At 42.5% G+C, this 17,390-nt stretch carries 20 protein-coding genes; 8 read left to right on the top strand and 12 right to left on the bottom strand.

The features are described 5' to 3' along the window. Positions 1-69: 69 nt before the first annotated feature. From LX99_RS20335 to LX99_RS20285, 11 genes are all read right to left on the bottom strand, one after another. On the bottom strand, positions 70-1,149 hold the full coding sequence (locus LX99_RS20335; RefSeq protein WP_109609497.1) for an Ldh family oxidoreductase: 1,080 nt from the start codon (positions 1,147-1,149) through the stop codon (positions 70-72). A 650-nt stretch (positions 1,150-1,799) separates the two neighbouring features. Further along, the gene (locus tag LX99_RS20325) at positions 1,800-2,009 is read right to left on the bottom strand and encodes a DUF2683 family protein (protein ID WP_109609496.1); all 210 of its coding nucleotides are present in this window, start codon (positions 2,007-2,009) and stop codon (positions 1,800-1,802) included. A 106-nt stretch (positions 2,010-2,115) separates the two neighbouring features. Then, positions 2,116-2,421 carry a 30S ribosomal protein S10 gene (gene rpsJ / locus LX99_RS20320; RefSeq protein WP_022830652.1) on the bottom strand — a complete coding sequence of 102 codons (306 nt, stop codon included), beginning with the start codon at positions 2,419-2,421 and terminating at the stop codon, positions 2,116-2,118. 176 nt (positions 2,422-2,597) lie between these two features. Further along, entirely contained in the window at positions 2,598-4,709 is a 2,112-nt protein-coding gene (gene fusA, locus LX99_RS20315) for an elongation factor G (protein ID WP_022830653.1), read from the bottom strand. 166 nt (positions 4,710-4,875) lie between these two features. After that, positions 4,876-5,343, bottom strand: a complete 468-nt coding sequence (gene rpsG / locus LX99_RS20310) for a 30S ribosomal protein S7 (protein WP_022830654.1) — start codon at positions 5,341-5,343, stop codon at positions 4,876-4,878. A gap of 19 nt (positions 5,344-5,362) precedes the next feature. Next, positions 5,363-5,776 carry a 30S ribosomal protein S12 gene (gene rpsL, locus LX99_RS20305; protein ID WP_022830655.1) on the bottom strand — a complete coding sequence of 138 codons (414 nt, stop codon included), beginning with the start codon at positions 5,774-5,776 and terminating at the stop codon, positions 5,363-5,365. Positions 5,777-6,272: 496 nt separating this feature from the next. After that, complete coding sequence (locus LX99_RS20300) at positions 6,273-6,953, bottom strand: hypothetical protein (RefSeq protein WP_109609495.1); 681 nt, start codon at positions 6,951-6,953, stop codon at positions 6,273-6,275. Positions 6,954-7,196: 243 nt separating this feature from the next. Then, on the bottom strand, positions 7,197-7,376 hold the full coding sequence (locus LX99_RS25400) for a hypothetical protein (RefSeq protein ID WP_146203176.1): 180 nt from the start codon (positions 7,374-7,376) through the stop codon (positions 7,197-7,199). A gap of 223 nt (positions 7,377-7,599) precedes the next feature. Further along, positions 7,600-7,845 carry a hypothetical protein gene (locus LX99_RS20295; RefSeq protein ID WP_146203175.1) on the bottom strand — a complete coding sequence of 82 codons (246 nt, stop codon included), beginning with the start codon at positions 7,843-7,845 and terminating at the stop codon, positions 7,600-7,602. 260 nt (positions 7,846-8,105) lie between these two features. Continuing rightward, entirely contained in the window at positions 8,106-9,446 is a 1,341-nt protein-coding gene (locus LX99_RS20290) for a PAS domain S-box protein (protein ID WP_109609493.1), read from the bottom strand. A 56-nt stretch (positions 9,447-9,502) separates the two neighbouring features. Continuing rightward, complete coding sequence (locus tag LX99_RS20285) at positions 9,503-10,039, bottom strand: 5' nucleotidase, NT5C type (RefSeq protein ID WP_245927973.1); 537 nt, start codon at positions 10,037-10,039, stop codon at positions 9,503-9,505. A 461-nt stretch (positions 10,040-10,500) separates the two neighbouring features. Here LX99_RS20285 and LX99_RS20280 point away from each other — a divergent pair, with 461 nt between their 5' ends. The 6 genes from LX99_RS20280 to LX99_RS20255 all read left to right on the top strand — a co-directional run bounded on the left by LX99_RS20280 (position 10,501) and on the right by LX99_RS20255 (position 13,330). Continuing rightward, positions 10,501-11,016 (top strand): 30S ribosomal protein S16, encoded by a 516-nt coding sequence (locus tag LX99_RS20280; RefSeq protein ID WP_022829642.1) that lies wholly within the window; start codon positions 10,501-10,503, stop codon positions 11,014-11,016. A gap of 122 nt (positions 11,017-11,138) precedes the next feature. Beyond that, positions 11,139-11,666 (top strand): ribosome maturation factor RimM, encoded by a 528-nt coding sequence (rimM, locus tag LX99_RS20275; RefSeq protein ID WP_109609492.1) that lies wholly within the window; start codon positions 11,139-11,141, stop codon positions 11,664-11,666. Positions 11,667-11,825: 159 nt separating this feature from the next. Then, positions 11,826-12,296, top strand: coding sequence for a hypothetical protein (locus LX99_RS20270; protein WP_109609491.1), 471 nt, complete (start codon positions 11,826-11,828; stop codon positions 12,294-12,296). Further along, positions 12,293-12,736 carry a hypothetical protein gene (locus LX99_RS20265; RefSeq protein WP_109609490.1) on the top strand — a complete coding sequence of 148 codons (444 nt, stop codon included), beginning with the start codon at positions 12,293-12,295 and terminating at the stop codon, positions 12,734-12,736. Before LX99_RS20270 ends, LX99_RS20265 begins: the two co-directional genes overlap by 4 nt. Continuing rightward, on the top strand, positions 12,726-12,926 hold the full coding sequence (locus LX99_RS20260) for a helix-turn-helix transcriptional regulator (RefSeq protein WP_022829645.1): 201 nt from the start codon (positions 12,726-12,728) through the stop codon (positions 12,924-12,926). Before LX99_RS20265 ends, LX99_RS20260 begins: the two co-directional genes overlap by 11 nt. Positions 12,927-12,940: 14 nt before the next feature. Next, positions 12,941-13,330 carry a VOC family protein gene (locus LX99_RS20255; protein WP_109609489.1) on the top strand — a complete coding sequence of 130 codons (390 nt, stop codon included), beginning with the start codon at positions 12,941-12,943 and terminating at the stop codon, positions 13,328-13,330. Positions 13,331-13,419: 89 nt separating this feature from the next. On the opposite strand, the gene acs is transcribed toward LX99_RS20255, so the two are convergent. Further along, positions 13,420-15,348, bottom strand: coding sequence for an acetate--CoA ligase (gene acs / locus LX99_RS20250; protein WP_281270986.1), 1,929 nt, complete (start codon positions 15,346-15,348; stop codon positions 13,420-13,422). Positions 15,349-15,598: 250 nt separating this feature from the next. Here acs and LX99_RS20245 point away from each other — a divergent pair, with 250 nt between their 5' ends. Together LX99_RS20245 and LX99_RS20240 are read left to right on the top strand one after the other, a co-directional pair. Then, on the top strand, positions 15,599-15,988 hold the full coding sequence (locus LX99_RS20245) for a transposase (protein ID WP_109609487.1): 390 nt from the start codon (positions 15,599-15,601) through the stop codon (positions 15,986-15,988). Beyond that, positions 15,916-16,797: an IS3 family transposase gene (locus tag LX99_RS20240; protein ID WP_109609486.1), complete on the top strand. Its 882-nt coding sequence runs from the start codon at positions 15,916-15,918 to the stop codon at positions 16,795-16,797. The genes LX99_RS20245 and LX99_RS20240 overlap by 73 nt, the downstream gene beginning before the upstream one ends. Positions 16,798-17,390 lie beyond the last annotated feature (593 nt).

Below are 17,390 nucleotides of genomic sequence, written 5' to 3'. Positions count from 1 at the left end.
TAAAAATACTGTCCTGAGAATCTAACCGAAAACTTTTGGTTATCAAACTGTTGTTCCCCCTTCAGGGGGTTAGGGGGCTAACGGAGCGATTTTAAACCTTTCTGCCAGCTTATTCAAATCTTCTACAACGGCATCAACTAATGGTATGCCATTCGCTAACCTATCGGCTTCCGCTTCTAACTCCGGCTCGCCGGGGATGATCACTTTTTGATCAGGGTTAACTGTAGCTGATGATTTAAACCGTTCTATCCAGTTGTCTAAATGATTTTTAAACTCGTCAACCGGGCGGAAACCATCAACGCGCATGGCTCCTAAAAAGTGGCCTATGCCTGAGCCTACAGGATCATCAGGCGGATCAAGAAACGCGACAAACGGCGGTACCCAGGGACCGTAGTTAGCGCCGGATAGTACTGCCGATAATATATCAACCGTTGCGCCCAGTCCGAAACCTTTATGGCTGCCATGGTCGCGGTCGGAGCCGAGGGGGAGGAGAGCACCGCCGGTTTTTAATGCATGCGGATCGGTGGTATAGTTCCCTTCTTTATCCTGTATCCAGCCTTCGGGCACCTGTTTGCCTAAGCGCTGCGCAATCTCCAGCTTGCCATTAGCGGCGGCCGATGTTGCCAGATCAACAATTACCGGGGGATATTTACCTGCCGGAAAGGCATAGCACATCGGGTTTGTGCCTAACAAACGTTCATTAGAAAACGTAGGCGCCACCAGCGGACTTGCATTAGTCATGGCGAAGCCGATCATATCTTTCTCCACGGCCATTAAACCATGATAGCCGGCAATACCAAAGTGGTTGGAGTTGCGTACCGATACCCAGCCCGAGCCGTATAACTCCGCTTTTTTAATGGCTACTTCCATGGCAAATGGTGCGACTACCAAACCCAGGCCCGCATCGCCATCAATAGTGGCAGTGGTGGGCGTTTCGTGTACGATCTGGATATTAGGTGTGGGGTTGATGCGTTTTTTCTCCCACAGGCGGACATAGCCGCTTAGCCGCGCTACACCATGCGAGTCGATGCCTCTTAAATCTGATTTTAAGAGCACATCGGCAGCCAATACGGCGTGTTCAGGGTTGCAGCCTATGGCTTTGAAAATATCTTCGGTAAAGGTGCGTAGGGTAGAGGGTGATATCAGCATGGGGCAAAGATAACCGTTGATCTTTTTGATTACGTTGATTATTTTTTGATTACACCGATTTTTTCTGAAGCGGGATTTGGGGGATTTTTGGGATGGGCAGGGTCTTTTGTCTTGGTTGTTTTTGTCTGAACTCGAATTTGTTGAATTTAAGAATTGACAGAATGCTGATCAAATTCGATAAATTCTAATAATTTCCCCCAAATTCGGGTTCAGACAAAAGGAGAGGACAAGCAAAATCCCTAAATTCCAAAAATCTCCCCAAATCCCTGTTCAGACAATATTGCGTTAGGAGTGGGAGCGGATACCGGCCTGTGGCTAAGGCTGTGTAGTATGAGCCACTGCCCGGCCGCAGGCAACGCCCACAAATTAAAAGAGAGGCTCTTGTCTATTGTCCCAAAAGAAAAGTATATTGATATGATCTTGCTTTATTTCGTAAAATACTGAGCAATTTTTATGAATAAAACCTTTCCTGATTTGAGGTGCATGCTTTACACCTTGAAAAATAAGTGGCGAGATGCTGATCGTTTCAAGTACTTTAATCGTGCGTTTTTCGAAGTTTGAAACTATTTTAATTCCCCATTTCTCCAGTAATTGTGATTTTATAGCATCGAATGATTCAACGGCATGTAAGGAGAAAACTAAACTATAACTCATTCGGAAATGGTAAGCCGCTTTTTGAATTCTTCAAAAGTTATGGTACGACCAGCTTCGATATCTGCTTGCCCTTTAGCGATATCTTCAATAACGTGGAGTGGTAAAGTTTCTTCCTCTTTCTTTTCAAAAGGGATATTTAATGCTTCAAAAAAAGCTTTGATAACTTTTTCCTGCGCTTTTGAGGGGTATACAATGTATGCTTCCATAGTTAAAGTTATTGCAAAATATTCTAATAATCAAAAAAAGACCATCCGCTTACGCAAATGGTCTTTTTATTTTTAGTCCTACACCTTTCAGTAGGCCGGTCGTCTATCAAACTTTGATCTCAACCTCAACACCGCTTGGCAATTCAAGCTTCATCAGGGCATCTACAGTTTTTGAGTTAGAGCTGTAAATGTCTAATAAGCGTTTGTATGAGCAAAGCTGGAATTGCTCACGTGCTTTTTTGTTTACGTGTGGTGAACGTAATACGGTGAAGATTTTCTTTTCGGTTGGTAACGGAAGTGGTCCGCTAACTACAGCGCCTGTTGGCTTTACTGTTTTTACGATTTTCTCGGCAGATTTGTCTACCAGGTTGTAATCGTAAGATTTCAATTTGATCCTGATTCTTTGGCTCATTGTTAATTAATTTTTAGTGATCTCAGCGGTTAAGATGATCTCACCGATTTGATTTTGAATTACCCTAAGAGCTATTTATTAGAGCAATTACTGTTATTGATTTATTGAATTACTGAATTAGCTATTAGCGCGTTTAAATTTCACTAAATCACTAATTCAATAATTCAAAATTGACTTTAGTCGATAGCAACTTGTTTGCGGCCTTTTGATTTGGCTACAACTTCGTCCTGTACGTTACGAGGTGCTTCTGAGTAATGGTCAAACTCCATGGTTGAAGTTGCACGGCCCGAAGTGATAGTACGTAATTGAGTTACGTAACCAAACATTTCAGAAAGTGGTACCATTGCTTTGATTACCTGCGAGCCGTTACGGGTGTCCATACCTTGCAGCTGGCCACGACGACGGTTCATGTCACCGATCACATCACCCATGTTTTCTTCAGGGGTTAAGATCTCGATTTTCATGATCGGCTCTAACAATACCGGTTTACATTTCGGCAATGCCTCACGGTAAGCAGAACGACCGGCGATCTCGAATGATAACGCGTCCGAATCGACCGCGTGGAATGAACCATCGATCAAACGAACTTTTAAGCTGGTAAGCGGGTAACCTGCAAGTACACCATTGTCCATAGCGGCTTTAAAGCCTTTTTCAACAGATGGGATAAACTCACGTGGGATAGCACCACCAACAATCTCGTTAACAAACTGTAAGCCTTCCTTATTATCGTCGGCCGGAGAAATGATAACCTGGATATCGGCAAATTTACCACGACCACCGGTTTGTTTCTTGTAAGTTTCGCGGTGTTGTACAGTACCTGTGATAGCCTCTTTGTAAGCTACCTGAGGCGCACCCTGGTTTACTTCTACTTTAAACTCACGTTTTAAGCGGTCCATGATGATATCAAGGTGAAGCTCGCCCATACCGCTGATTACAGTTTGACCGGTGTCCTGGTCAGTTTGTACGCGGAAGGTAGGATCCTCTTCGGCCAGTTTACCTAAAGCTAAGCCTAATTTATCAACGTCAGCCTGAGTTTTAGGCTCAATTGCCAAACCGATAACCGGCTCAGGGAATACCATCGATTCAAGAACGATCGGGTTTTTCTCGTCGCAAAGGGTATCACCTGTTTTGATATCTTTAAAGCCTACTACCGCAGCAATATCACCGGCGCCTACAGCATTGATAGGGTTTTGCTTGTTAGCGTGCATCTGGAAGATACGGCTGATACGCTCTTTGTTTTCAGAACGCATATTGTACACGTACGAACCTGCATCAAGGTTACCGGAGTAAACGCGGATGAAACATAAACGACCTACGAATGGGTCGGTAGCGATTTTAAACGCTAATGCTGCAAATGGTTCTTTAACATCCGGTTTAACCAAAATTTCTTCGCCTGTGTTAGGGTTGGTACCAACAACACCTTTTGAATCAAGCGGTGAAGGCATTAACTCCATTACATAGTCAAGCATGGTTTGTACACCTTTGTTTTTGAAAGATGAACCGCAGGTCATAGGCACGATTTTACCGGCCAAAGTAGCCTGGCGTAACGCGTCTAATACCTCACGCTCAGTGATGGTGGTAGGATCGTCAAAGAATTTTTCCATTAACGAGTCGTCAAACTCGGCAACAGCTTCTAATAATTTCTCTCTCCACTCGGTAGCCTCGTCAACCATATCGGCAGGGATTGGCACTTCGGTAAAGGTCATGCCTTTATCATGCTCGTTCCAAACAATACCACGGAAGTTGATCAAATCAACCACACCTTTAAACTGGTCTTCAGCACCGATAGGTAACTGCAAAGGGATAGCTGTGCTGCCCAGCATTTCTTTAACCTGTTTTACCACGTTTAAGAAATCGGCACCAGAACGGTCCATTTTGTTAACGAAACCAATACGCGGTACGTTGTAGTTGTTAGCCAAACGCCAGTTAGTTTCTGACTGTGGCTCAACACCGTCAACCGCGCTGAATAAAAACACCAAACCGTCAAGTACACGTAATGAACGGTTTACCTCTACGGTAAAATCCACGTGGCCCGGGGTATCAATGATGTTGATATGGTAGTTGTGGTTACGGTATTTCCAGTTTACGGTAGTTGCAGCCGAAGTGATGGTGATACCACGTTCCTGCTCCTGGGCCATCCAGTCCATGGTAGCGGCACCTTCGTGTACCTCACCAATTTTGTGGCTTACACCAGCATAGTAAAGGATACGCTCGGTAGTGGTAGTTTTACCGGCATCAATGTGAGCGGCAATACCAATGTTTCTTGTATATTTTAGATCTCTTGACATAGTAATATTGATTTATTGATTTATTGAATTAGTGGTTTAAAATGAACTGAATTAGTTTGATAATCTTTGTTCTTTTAACTATTTGCCGGTTAAACGGCGAAATAATGAATTATTGATTAGCATAGTATTACTAAATCAATAATTCACTAATTCAATAATTCGCTAATTAGAATCTAAAGTGTGAGAACGCTTTGTTAGCTTCAGCCATTTTGTGCGTATCTTCTTTCTTCTTAACAGCCGCGCCTTCGCCTTTAGCTGCCGAGATGATCTCGCCGGCTAATTTCTCCATCATGGTTTTTTCACCACGACGACGGGCATAGCTGATGAGCCACTTCATACCCAAAGCAATTTTACGCTCCGGACGAACCTCTGTTGGTACCTGGAAGTTAGCACCACCTACACGGCGGCTTTTCACTTCAACAGCAGGCATAACATTGTTCAAAGCTTTTTTCCAGGTTTCTAAGCCGTTTTCGCTTGTTTTTTTCTCAACAATTTCAACAGCGTTGTAAAAAATAGAGTAAGCGGTAGATTTTTTACCATCATACATCATATTGTTTACAAACCTTGTTACCAAAGTATCGTTGAACTTTGGATCAGGAAGGATAATTCTCTTTTTTGGTTTTGACTTTCTCATTGCTTTCTATCCTCCTTAATTATTTCTTTTTACCTTTTGTTGGCGCTGCTGCTACCTGACCTGGTTTAGGACGTTTGGTACCATATTTTGAACGGCGTTGGTTACGGCCGGCTACACCTGATGTATCCAGTGCACCACGGATGATGTGGTAACGTACACCTGGCAAGTCTTTAACACGACCACCACGGATCAAAACGATAGAGTGCTCCTGTAAGTTGTGACCTTCACCAGGGATGTAAGCGTTTACTTCTTTTCCGTTGGTTAAGCGCACACGGGCAACTTTACGCATTGCTGAGTTTGGTTTTTTAGGGGTAGTGGTGTACACACGGGTGCACACGCCTCTTCGCTGTGGACAGCTGTCCAACGCTGGCGACTTACTCTTGTCTTCCAGAGCTACTCTACCTTTTCTAACTAATTGCTGAATAGTAGGCATTTCTTGCTTTTTTGTCTAATTATTTTATCCCGCATTTCGGGACTGCAAAAGTACGAACATTATTTTTGATTTTCAAGTAGTTGTGTGAAAGTTTTTTTGGAGGGGAATGTCTGAATCAGAATTTACAGAATTTGAGAATGAAGGTGATTGTTTAACAGATAAATCCTGATTCAGGAAATAGAAAATCCTGTCTATCCCAAAATCTTCCCAAATGCTGGTTCAGAAAAAATCGTTGTAATCAAAAAATAATCGGTGTGATCCATCAAAAATAAAATCAACAGTTCAAAATAATGGCAATGCCTCCGGCCCGGGCTGTACGCTCATACTGCACGGGCCTTAGCCACAGGGCCGGTATCCGCTACCATCCCTATTGCGAATTTCGTTTCTGTTTATACTATATGCATGCATAATAAAAAGGGCCGGTTACCGATGTGACCTGGTTTAGGAAACAGCGGGCCGGCCCGTATATCTTACAACGATGATTTAATTTAGAACCTCATTCTTTTACTTTATTCCACGTGTCGCGGTTAAAAGCCAGCGCTTTAACAGCATTTCCGTTAATATCTTTAGTGAATTTTAAAGGAAAGCCGAAGGCCTTATTTAAAAATAAAACGTCCGACAAAGGCTTCAGACTAATCTCTTTGCCATCCCACGATTGTTTAATCATTAAACCATCGGCAGTAGCGCTTATTTGAAGAAAAAGATTAGTTCTCTCTTCCGATTGGTATTTGCCTGCCAAAACCTGTATCTGTTCGGGTTTCAGTTGTACCTCCTTAGGTGGTGTATAGCTTTTCAATTTCGTCCACGTTTGTCTACCCGCTAAAACAAGTTCGGTGATCTCACCGGAGGCATTCTTTTTAAATAAAAGCGGAATTTTTTCGTCCCCATCATCATCTAAAAACTCAAATTCAAGGTCTGATTTTCGGTTCAGCGTTAGTTTTTGGTCGCCACCAAGCTGTTGGGCAATCAATTTATCACCATCGGCTATTAATTTATATACTTTATACTCATTATCCGTTTGTTGATAAATTCCCTCAAAGGCCTTGAGTTCGGTGTTTCCAATTATTGCCAATGGAAATGTTCTGCTTTTAGCTTTGGCAGTGATAATAGTTGATGCAATTAATAAGGTAAATGCAAGCCCGCATACACGGTTAATCGTATTTTTAATGCTGGTCATGTTATAGGTTTATTTTGTATGATTCAAATATACAGAAAAATATTTTGATATTTCAAAATAAACAGAATTAAATTTTGATTTAATTCTGTTTTGTTATTTTATATTTTACAGAAGAGTGGAATTTAAATCGGTTACGAAATAGTATTCGGCATTGCAGGCGTGGGTACATATAAAAGAGCGCCGGTAAAAACCTGGCGCCCTCTTTCATCACTCACTCAATAAAACTACTATGGAAAACTTAAATTAATAACCTCTGTCGTGGTAATGGCCGTTATCATAACCATTGTGATACCCATTATTGTATCCGTTGTTATATCCGTTACGGTATCTATGATGGTAGCCATAGTCTTCACGTACTACGCAGCCTGATATCGATATTACTGTTGATATTAATAGTGCCAAAGCAACAAATTTCCTTTTCATGGCGTAAATTCTTTAACTCATCATCTGTATTGAAGATGTACATATGTATGACTGATGGAAATGGAAAAGGATTAATTGGCAGATAGATTAATATAGCAGACAGAGAATATTTGATAATAGGCTTTGAGATGATTATTAGAAAGAATTCTCCATTATTGTAAATTAATGGAGGGAAATGTTTGCTGCCATAGTGAGTAAAAGTAACATATTAATTTTTTGCCTCTTAAAATGGATTTTCGCTCCTCAGATAGCTTGAAAGCTGCGAACCTATAAATCCAGCTAATGAGCAATCTAATGAATGAACCCATCCTCTGGGATCTCCTTCAAATACTGCTTCATACAAAGTAGGGTTATCTTTCCCTTCGTCTAAGTAAACAAATAAAAATTGATCGTGGGCATTATAAACATCTACTACATAAAATGGCCGCGGTATGCTTAGTTCATAATCGGCCAGATCTTCCAGTGCCATTTCCTGCATTTCTGCCTGGCTATCACTATAGTAGGCTAATACATAACATCTTTTATCAGCTATGTATATAACAATTCTCTTAAAGCTTTAGGGAATGGATTTCCGCCATTATATATACTTTCCAGGCAAATGATTTCATCCATAGATATGGGTTTAAGCGTCCTTAAACCGCCTAATCCGCTTGCTGAAGGATGGTTATTCAGATGTTTTAAATATTCGATTTCCATATCGCACAAACTCCACTTTTTGTTCTCGCTAACTTACTTTATAAACGTACTATCCACAATCAACCTGATCACTTCATCAATTTCCTTACTCACGGTTAGTATATGGGCTATAACATCCTTGTTTTCGGGATTGAAAAAATTTTCACGGTCTATCAGGCTGATGAGTCCTAACATACTGGCTACCGGCCGCCGCAATTCGTGCGAGCTTAAGGAGGCGATGTTGCGGAGGCGCTCGTTCTGGTCAATCAATTTCTGCTCAATCTTAAGCCTGTTGGTAATGTTGTGCCCTAAACACCCTACCCCTATTATCTCGCCCGTTTGGGTGTAAATAGGATTAAAGCTTACCTCAAAATACAAACGCCGGCCACCATTAGGGTCTATACTTTCATTAATAATGGTATAGCGCTCGCCATTTAAAGCCCGCTGATAGTAAACATTCCAATCGGCAATAATCTTTTGTGTAAAGCCCGCGTGCTTGTATGAATATCCGCCGCGCAGCGGTTCAAACCCCGTTAAATAAGTAACCTGTTTAATATAGGCCTGGTTCATGTAAACAAAGCGCTTTTGGCGATCAACCGACCAGATATGATCTTCGGTGTTGTTAATGAGCGCTTCCAGGCTGTTTTTTATACGCATGGTTTCTTCAAGCGCCTGAAGCTGCGCGGTGATGTCGCGGCCAATCCCCTGCACTTCCACAACCGCGCTGTTTTCATCAACTATCGCAATAAGCTCCCATTCGGTATCGTGTAAAAAGCCTTGCTTGTCGGGCTTTTTATGAATAAGTTTTACAATTTGGCCGGGATTGCGGAGGCAATTAGCAAAAGCTTCTTCGCACAGGTATAACTCCAGCGGTATAGCGGTTTTTGAAAAATGCTGCCCTATAATTTCGCTTTTGCTGTAGCCAAAAGTTTTAACGAACTGCTTATTAATAAATGTAAAATTACCTCCGGTATCAAGCCTGATCAAAAAATTAGTTTGCGAATCTATCAGCGAATTTAAAAACTGCTCTTTCCTCGTTTCATCCGTCTCCGCCGCAGGGCTAACCACATCAGTTATTTCGCTTATCAGGATGCTGTTACCGGTAATTGCATCACAGACGAGTTTACGCGTCTCGGTTAAACGGCGATGATTGGTTGTAAGGCTGTAATTTAAAGTAACACTTTGCCCTTTGGTAAGCGCATGTGTAAGCTCCCGGATACGGCTATGTTCGGCTGCGGAAATTACGCCGTTTAAAAAATCATTATTTTGCCCGAGGTGGTTTTCATCCACCCCAAAAATATCGCAAAAGCGATCACTCACAACCAGGTAATGCTGCCGGTTGATATCAAAAATAATTGTACAATTATACTTTCCGATTGTGGCTGGGTTTAACATGCACAAACAAGGGGGACAGTATAAAGTTAAAATATTTTAAATCACAAATACAACTGTTACAATAATTTAGCTGCAACCTCCTGCCAGTTATTAACCCTTTCGTAATCGGTAATAAGCATATTATGTGGGGATGTAAACAGTATTTTGCGCCCGTTAAACGTGGCGAAGTTTTTAATCCTGTCGTCAATCATGATATCTACATCCAGTATTTTATGTCCGCAGAAAATGATGTTGGTCCAGGAGATGAACGGGAAATGCTCTTCCAGCCAGGCCTGCTTATCCTCCAGCGAATATTTAAACTCCATGGCTGCCGAAGCGACGTATACATCATATTTATCATGCAGGGCTTTTACCACTTCCTGTGCATCCGGCATTACCGGGATATCCCTGAAAAAGCCGCGCTCATTAATGTAAACCCTCAGCGTTTCGCTCAGGTGCGGGGGCAATATCTCCCTAAACTCTTTACCTTCCATATTGCCCAATGAAAAATCTTCATTGTGGCGTTCTTTATACATGGTGATGAATTTACCGATGGTATCGGCCATAACTTCATCCATATCAATAGCTATACGTGTTTTACGGGTGATGCTCATGGCGGCAAAATGCGATTTTTTTAACTGATTGCAATGTTAAGTTTTTAACAATGATGGGGCAAACCGGAGATAGATACATGGTTTTAAAACAAATTTTAACACGAATTGCCTGTCTGTCTGTTAAAAATTTAATCGAATTACACGAATTTCAAATCCTATTTAAATAAATTCGTGTAATTCGATAATTCGTAAAAATTAGTGTGGAAATTTCTTAGTTATCACCTCCCAATCGATACATGTTTCTAAAAGCTACCCATCTCTGGTTGCGTCAATATGCCTTGCTTTGTTAATCAATCAAACTTTCCGAATAAAAACAAACCACTCACCCAATCAACCATTCACCCAAAAACCAAAACGCAAACAATTAATTATCAATCGTTTTTAATTTTGATTTTTATTTATACCTTTGCATCCCCGCAGAAAGAACTCCGGGGATAATGTTGAATACATAAAAACTTACAATGGCAACTAAGATCAGACTACAAAGACACGGTAAAAAAGGCAAACCTTTTTATTACATCGTGGTAGCAGACTCACGCGCTCCACGTGATGGACGCTTCATTGAGCGTTTAGGTTCATACAACCCAAACACTAACCCCGCAACTATCGATATCAACTTCGACAAAACTTTAGATTGGGTTAACAACGGTGCCCAACCTACTGATACCTGTCGTGCAATCCTTTCGTACAAAGGTGTGCTTTACAAAAAACACTTACAAGGTGGTGTTAAAAAAGGCGCTTTAACTGAAGAACAAGTTGAAGAAAAATTTGCTGCATGGCTTGAGCAAAAAGAAGGCAAAATTACCGGTAAAAAAGATGGTTTAGCTACTGCTAAAGCTGATGCCCGTAAAGCTGCCCTTGCTGCCGAAGCTAAAAAGAGCGAAGAAAAAGCTGCCGCTATCGCCGCTAAAAACGCTCCTGTTGCCGAAGAAGCACCTGCTGAAGAAGCTGCTGAAAACACTGAAAGCGCAGAATAATTTATTGAAAGTTAGAACCGGATCATCGACAATTTTGGTCTTGAATCTTTGTTCTTGATTTCTTGAATCTAATACAATGGCGGAGCAAACAGCTTCGCCATTGTTGTTTAAAACATTTTTAAATGAAAACTGAAGATCATTTCAGGATAGGCAGCGTTTTAAAAACAAAAGGCCTGAAAGGCGAGTTGCAGATTTATGTTGATTTTGATGGCATAGAAAACATCAAGTTTAACGCTGTTTTTATTGATATAGCAGGCAAGCTGATCCCGTACTTCGTGGCATCCATTAAATACCTGCAAAAAAACAACGCCTACCTTAACCTGGAAGATGTTGATACGATTGAAAAGGCTTCGCCGCTGGTTAAGCGCGACATTTACCTGCCTAACAAGTTAAAGCCAAAGAAAAAGAAAGAAGAGTTTACCCTGAACGATGTGGAAGGCTTTATCGCTATCGACGAAACCCATGGCGAACTGGGCGAAATTTTGAGTGTGCAGGAATATCCGCAGCAACTGATAGCTACGGTTGAGTATAAAAATAAAGAAGTGATGTTTCCGCTCAACCTGGAAATCATTAAAGGGATTGATGTGGAAGGCGGAGAAATTTATGTTGACTTACCTGAAGGGTTGCTGGATGTTTATTTAGAAGGATAGATTTCAGAGGCAGGACTTTTAGCATCAAGAAACAAGATTTACCCCAATGCCCGTATCTCCACGGGCATTTTTATTTAAAACAGGCATAAAAATAATTTGTCAAATATATTTGACATTTGTAAAGTTTGTTTTACATTTGGTAAACCAAACTTTACAGTTATGAAATCACGTTTTTTATTTCCGGCAAAAGCCCGTTCTTTTGGATTAATCCTGCTTTTAGCGGGATTGGCGTTTTACATTTATTCGCAAAACAGCGTCAATGAAATCTTTGTATGGCATAATCTTCCGAGGGCGCTGCAAAATTTTACGGGCAGCATATTGGATGAAAACTTTGACGATGAGATCCAGTTGTTGATGGTATTATCCGGCCTGATCCTGTTGGCGTTCTCCAAAGAACGTTTGGAAGACGAACACATCACTCAGCTCCGCTCCGATTCGTTGCAATGGGCGGTTTACGTAAACTATTCCGTATTCGCGGTTTTGATTTTCGCCTCGTATGGGCTCGGCTTCCTGATGTTCACGATGTACAATGTACTAACCTTGCTGGTGTTTTTCATCATTCGTTTCAGATGGAAGATCTTTTTGTTAAACAAAGCCTTAACCACCGAAGTTAAAGGAAGTGTATCATGAAATCCCGCTTTTTATTTCCGCATTGGTTCAGGTACCTGGGCCTGGCGCTGTTCCTGATCCATGTGCCTGTTATGCTATTTAAAAAAGAGCTTGGGTTTAATACACCTGACGAACCGGCGAGCGATGATCTGTTTAACAGCCATCACCTCTTTTTTTTGCTCACCACGCTGCTCATGTCCATTGGCTTGTTTTTTATCGCCTTTGCTAAAGAGCGGATTGAAGATGAACAGATCTTCCAGTTGCGCCAGGATTCGTTGCAGTGGGCAATTTATGTAAATTATATACTTTTGGTGGTGAGTTTAATATTAAGTAAAGACACCGAACATATTTTGTTTTTAAATTTACTGGTGCCGCTGGTGTTTTTCATCGTGCGTTTCAGGTGGAAGATTTTTCAAAACAACCGTCTTATCCATAAAGAAGAGGGGCGACATGAAAAATAATATCAGGGTGGAGCGGGCTATTAAAAACATAACCCAGGCCGAGCTGGCTGAACTGATCGGTGTATCAAGGCAAACTATCAACACCATCGAAAGTAATCGGTACGTGCCATCTACGGTATTGGCGCTAAAAATAGCCCGCGTATTTGGCAAGCCTGTCGAGGAGATTTTTAGCCTGGACGAAGAAGATTAACCAACCCATAAACCATGTCAGTAAAACCATTTTTCGCCCCCCAGTTGGCTATACCCCATGGGGTAACGGATATCAGCTTTTATAGTAATGCCTTGGGCGCTGTAGAGCTACGGCGATTCAGTAATGATGATGGGAGCATCCACGTAGCCGAATTATCAATAGAAGGAACCATTTTCCATGTGCACGAGGAAACCGAACGCAGCAGTGTGCTTTGCCCCGGTACCGCTAAAGCCACCAGTGTAACCATCGGCCTTTTTGTTGATGATGTGCATGCCGTAATGGAAAAAGCAAGGCGGGCGGGTGCAAAAGTAGCTTCAGAAGTACAGGATTATGATTACGGATACCGCCAGGGTGATTTTGTTGATCCGTTTGGGCACCGGTGGATGATTGAAAAAGCCATATAACGCGCTGTTTGCGTAGGGTAACTTAAAGATACAAAAAACGGGATGGCTTAGGCTATCCCGTTTTTTGTATCAGATAACAATGTTTTTAATTATAAAGCTCCGGCCTTGATCTCGTCAACAACCGTAGGGTCAAGCAAAGTACTGGTATCGCCCAGGTTTGAGGTATCGCCCTCGGCAATTTTACGCAGGATACGGCGCATAATTTTGCCCGAACGTGTCTTCGGCAAACCGGTTACAAACTGGATCTTATCCGGCTTGGCAATCGGCCCGATAATGCGCGATACTGTCATGATGATGTCCTTGCGGGTAATATCCTCATCGCCGTGCTTATCCGGGCTCACTACATAAGCGTAAACACCCTGCCCTTTAATATCGTGCGGGTAACCAACCACCGCCGATTCCACCACGCTGCTGTGCATATTGATGGCGTTCTCTACTTCGGCGGTGCCAATGCGGTGGCCTGATACGTTCAATACGTCATCAACACGGCCGGTAATGCGGTAGTAACCGTCCTCATCACGCAGGCAGCCATCACCGGTAAAATACATGTTCTCGTAAGTGGCAAAGTAGGTGGTACGGCAGCGCTCATGATCGCCATAGGTGGTGCGCAGCATGCCCGGCCACGGAAATTTGATACAAAGATTTCCGCTTACGCCGTTGCCTTCAATAATTTTTCCGTTCTCGTCAACCAAAACAGGTTGCACGCCCGGTAGCGGTAAGGTAGCGTAACCGGGTTTGGTTGGGGTGATGCCCGCGATAGGCGAGATCATGATACCGCCGTTTTCTGTTTGCCACCAGGTATCAACAATGGGGCAGCGGTTTTTGCCGATATTGTCGTCAAACCAGTGCCATGCTTCCTCGTTAATTGGTTCGCCTACCGAGCCTAATTTTTTAAGCGAACTGAGGTCCTTATTATTCACGTTATCCAGCCCGAAACTCATTAACGAGCGGATAGCCGTTGGCGCGGTATATAATATGTTTACTTTAAACTTGTCCACAATCTCCCAGAAACGACCTGCATCGGGGTAAGTAGGAATCCCCTCGAACATCAATGTAGTGGCTCCTTGCGAAAGGGGGCCGTAAACAATGTACGAGTGACCGGTAATCCAGCCGATATCGGCGGTACAAAAGTAAACCTCGCCCTTATTGTATTGAAATACGTTGGCAAAGGTATAGCCGGCGTAAACCATATAACCGCCGCAGGTATGCACCACGCCTTTGGGCTTGCCTGTTGAGCCAGAGGTGTACAGGATAAACAGCATATCTTCGGCATCCATCACCTCGGCAGGGCAATCGGGGTTACCCTGGGTTTCCACTTTCTTAATTTCATCTTCCCACCAAACATCACGCCCTTTGATCATAGATACAGGGGTACGGCTACGGGTAAGCACAATCACTTTTTTAACCGAACGGCACTGCACCAGGGCATCGTCAATAACGGTTTTAAGCGGCACTTCTTTATTCCCGCGCTTACCGCCATCGCAGGTAATTACAATGCTGCATTCGGCATCGTTGATCCTATCGGCAATGGATTGCGCCGAAAAGCCGCCAAACACTACCGAGTGGATAGCGCCGATCCTTGCGCAGGCTAAAACAGCGATAGCCAACTCGGGGATCATGGGCATATAGATACATACCCGGTCGCCCTTTTTAGCGCCGTTGTTTTTGAGTACGTTGGCAAACTGGCAAACTTTATCATGCAGCTGGCGGTAGGTTAGTATGCGGTGGTCTTCTTCCGGGTCGTTAGGTTCCCAGATGATGGCCGGTTTATCGCCAAGGGTTTCGAGGTGACGGTCGAGGCAGTTTTCGGTAATGTTAAGCTGCGCCCCCTGGAACCATTTGATTTTCGGTTCTTTAAAATTCCAGTCGAGTACGGTATCCCACTTCTTTTTCCATAAAAAATTATCGGCAATGCCGGCCCAGAATTGTTCGGGCTGCTCAACGCTTTGCCGGTAAACTTTTTGGTACTCTTCAAACGATGTAATTTTCATTGGTTGGTTGGTGTTTGGTTGGTAGATGAAGCTGCTTCCGGCTTAAATTGTTTATTAAGTGTTGGCCGGTAACGGTTTCATGCTGGTTTAAATGGCGGCCGTAATTTAATAAATTATGTGTGATGTGTAAACTAAAATTGCATCTTTTTAAAATTTTTTAAGAAGTGATTTTGAGTGATTAGAGGTTGGAGATTAGAGGTTAGGTTTAATCCGGGTTTAACAAGTGTCTTGTCCTAAAATAGGTTGACAGAAAATGTTAACAAAAGAGTAAGGAAAGATGACAAAATGTAAAGTAAAAGTAATCAGGTACAGTATTAGCTTTAAACAAAAAGTAGTCAAAGAGATCGAAGAAGAAGGTTTAAGTCTTGCAGAAGCGAGCCGACGTTACGGGATCCGCGGAGCCGAGACAGTAAGCAGATGGCTTGGAACTTTAGGCAAACAACATTTACAGAACAAGGTGATAAGAGTGGAAACGAAAACAGAGAAGGATCGGTTATTAGAATTAGATCAGGAAGTCAAGAAATTAAAATTGGCTTTGGCAGATGCATACCTGGCCCGTGATTGCGCGGAAGAGGTAGTTAAACAGGCGGGCAAATTATACGGAGCGGACTTAAAAAAAAAGTTTGGCGGTCAAGCATTTGTGCGCTCGGGTCAAAGCACGGATTAAAGGAACTATGCAGCTATTTTGAAGTAAGCCGAAGTGGTTATTATAAAGCAGTATCAGCAGCCGACAGGCAAGCCTTAGATGAGACATTTGTTTTATCATTGGTTCATGAAGTTCGTCGGTGCCATCCGCGTCTGGGAGGTAAGAAACTATATTTTCTGTTAAAGGAAGATATAGCCAAAGCAGACATACGGATGGGTAGGGATAAGTTCTTTGAGTTGTTAACCCGACATAGGCTCCTGGTAAAAAGACGTCGCAAATATGTTTCTACGACAGATTCTTATCACCGCTTCAGGGTTTACAGGAACCTAATGAAGGACAGGCTGCTTACCGGTGCCCATCAATGCTGGGTAGCTGATATTACGTATATCCGCACATCAAAAGACTTTGTATACCTGTTTTTGATCACAGATGCATATTCACGAAAAGTGGTAGGCTGGCATTTGTCAGATAGCCTCAGAATTGACGGGGCTGTTCGTAGCCTGCAGATGGCCATCAGGCAACGACAATACGGCGATGACCTGATCCATCACTCAGACCGTGGGATCCAGTACTGTAGCAATGAATATACAAAACTGTTAAAAAAGGCCAGGATAGGGATCAGCATGACAGAAGAAAACCATTGTTACGAAAATGCGATGGCGGAACGTGTCAACGGAATACTTAAACAGGAATATAGCCTCGATAGCACATTCCCTTCAGTAAAGGATGCAACAAAGGCAGTAAAAGAGGCAATAAATTCGTACAATATGAACAGGCCACATTGGTCATTGAACCTGGCCACGCCACAACAAGTACACATGGCTGCATAAGTTATCAACAAAATAAAAGCGTTTTTAAAAGAAAAAAAGAAGCAAAAAAAGAAAAGCTGTTAATAAGTCGGAAACTCGAAGAGTTTCCGACTTATTAACAGCTCAAACAAACAAATAAAAATGTCTACTATTTTCAGGACATGACAAAGAAAACTAATCTCCTATCACTGATCTCTAATCTCTATCCCCCGCGTTAGGGATAGTAGTGGAAAGCCCGGAGCGTACGGTGGACTTGTGTAAGGGCAAGGCGAGGACTTGGAACGGATAGCCCGGGCCGCAGGCAACGCCCATGTTCAGCTGGCAGTTTTGAGTGAGCAGTTTGCAGTTTGGTTTGAACCCTGATTGTTATGATTTATTGATTTACATGATACCGGAATTATTGTTGGCCGATAGTTGATTTAGCGGATGTGATATAAAATTTGTTGGATATCCCGCTTTAAGTTTCAACTTTCAATTATTTTTACGGGAAAGATTAACCAATGCGCCCCAAACCTATCACCTGCCTGATACTATTATCGGTTTTATTATTAGCCGCATGCGGGGAAAAACGCCCTGCTCCTGTTGTACAACATCTGCATAAAGAAATAAAAGCG

Origin of the sequence: Mucilaginibacter oryzae, from assembly GCF_003148845.1 — a bacterium.
GTDB classification, from domain to species: Bacteria; Bacteroidota; Bacteroidia; order Sphingobacteriales; family Sphingobacteriaceae; genus Mucilaginibacter; species Mucilaginibacter oryzae.
Note: the sequence above shows the minus strand (reverse complement) of the source record. Positions and strands in the feature narration are given on the sequence as shown.

Excerpts from the sequence above, each read along its gene's own strand:
- LX99_RS20285 (WP_245927973.1), bottom strand. The coding sequence starts at position 10,039 with ATGAGCATCACCCGTAAAACACGTATAGCTATTGATATGGATGAAGTT.
- rpsJ (WP_022830652.1), bottom strand. The coding sequence starts at position 2,421 with ATGAGCCAAAGAATCAGGATCAAATTGAAATCTTACGATTACAACCTG.
- LX99_RS20280 (WP_022829642.1), top strand. The coding sequence starts at position 10,501 with ATGGCAACTAAGATCAGACTACAAAGACACGGTAAAAAAGGCAAACCT.
- LX99_RS20270 (WP_109609491.1), top strand. The coding sequence starts at position 11,826 with ATGAAATCACGTTTTTTATTTCCGGCAAAAGCCCGTTCTTTTGGATTA.
- LX99_RS20300 (WP_109609495.1), bottom strand. The coding sequence starts at position 6,953 with ATGACCAGCATTAAAAATACGATTAACCGTGTATGCGGGCTTGCATTT.
- rpsG (WP_022830654.1), bottom strand. The coding sequence starts at position 5,343 with ATGAGAAAGTCAAAACCAAAAAAGAGAATTATCCTTCCTGATCCAAAG.
- rimM (WP_109609492.1), top strand. The coding sequence starts at position 11,139 with ATGAAAACTGAAGATCATTTCAGGATAGGCAGCGTTTTAAAAACAAAA.
- LX99_RS20265 (WP_109609490.1), top strand. The coding sequence starts at position 12,293 with ATGAAATCCCGCTTTTTATTTCCGCATTGGTTCAGGTACCTGGGCCTG.
- LX99_RS20295 (WP_146203175.1), bottom strand. The coding sequence starts at position 7,845 with ATGGCACTGGAAGATCTGGCCGATTATGAACTAAGCATACCGCGGCCA.
- rpsL (WP_022830655.1), bottom strand. The coding sequence starts at position 5,776 with ATGCCTACTATTCAGCAATTAGTTAGAAAAGGTAGAGTAGCTCTGGAA.
- LX99_RS20255 (WP_109609489.1), top strand. The coding sequence starts at position 12,941 with ATGTCAGTAAAACCATTTTTCGCCCCCCAGTTGGCTATACCCCATGGG.
- LX99_RS20290 (WP_109609493.1), bottom strand. The coding sequence starts at position 9,446 with ATGTTAAACCCAGCCACAATCGGAAAGTATAATTGTACAATTATTTTT.
- LX99_RS20245 (WP_109609487.1), top strand. The coding sequence starts at position 15,599 with ATGACAAAATGTAAAGTAAAAGTAATCAGGTACAGTATTAGCTTTAAA.
- LX99_RS25400 (WP_146203176.1), bottom strand. The coding sequence starts at position 7,376 with ATGAAAAGGAAATTTGTTGCTTTGGCACTATTAATATCAACAGTAATA.
- LX99_RS20335 (WP_109609497.1), bottom strand. The coding sequence starts at position 1,149 with ATGCTGATATCACCCTCTACCCTACGCACCTTTACCGAAGATATTTTC.
- LX99_RS20260 (WP_022829645.1), top strand. The coding sequence starts at position 12,726 with ATGAAAAATAATATCAGGGTGGAGCGGGCTATTAAAAACATAACCCAG.
- fusA (WP_022830653.1), bottom strand. The coding sequence starts at position 4,709 with ATGTCAAGAGATCTAAAATATACAAGAAACATTGGTATTGCCGCTCAC.
- LX99_RS20325 (WP_109609496.1), bottom strand. The coding sequence starts at position 2,009 with ATGGAAGCATACATTGTATACCCCTCAAAAGCGCAGGAAAAAGTTATC.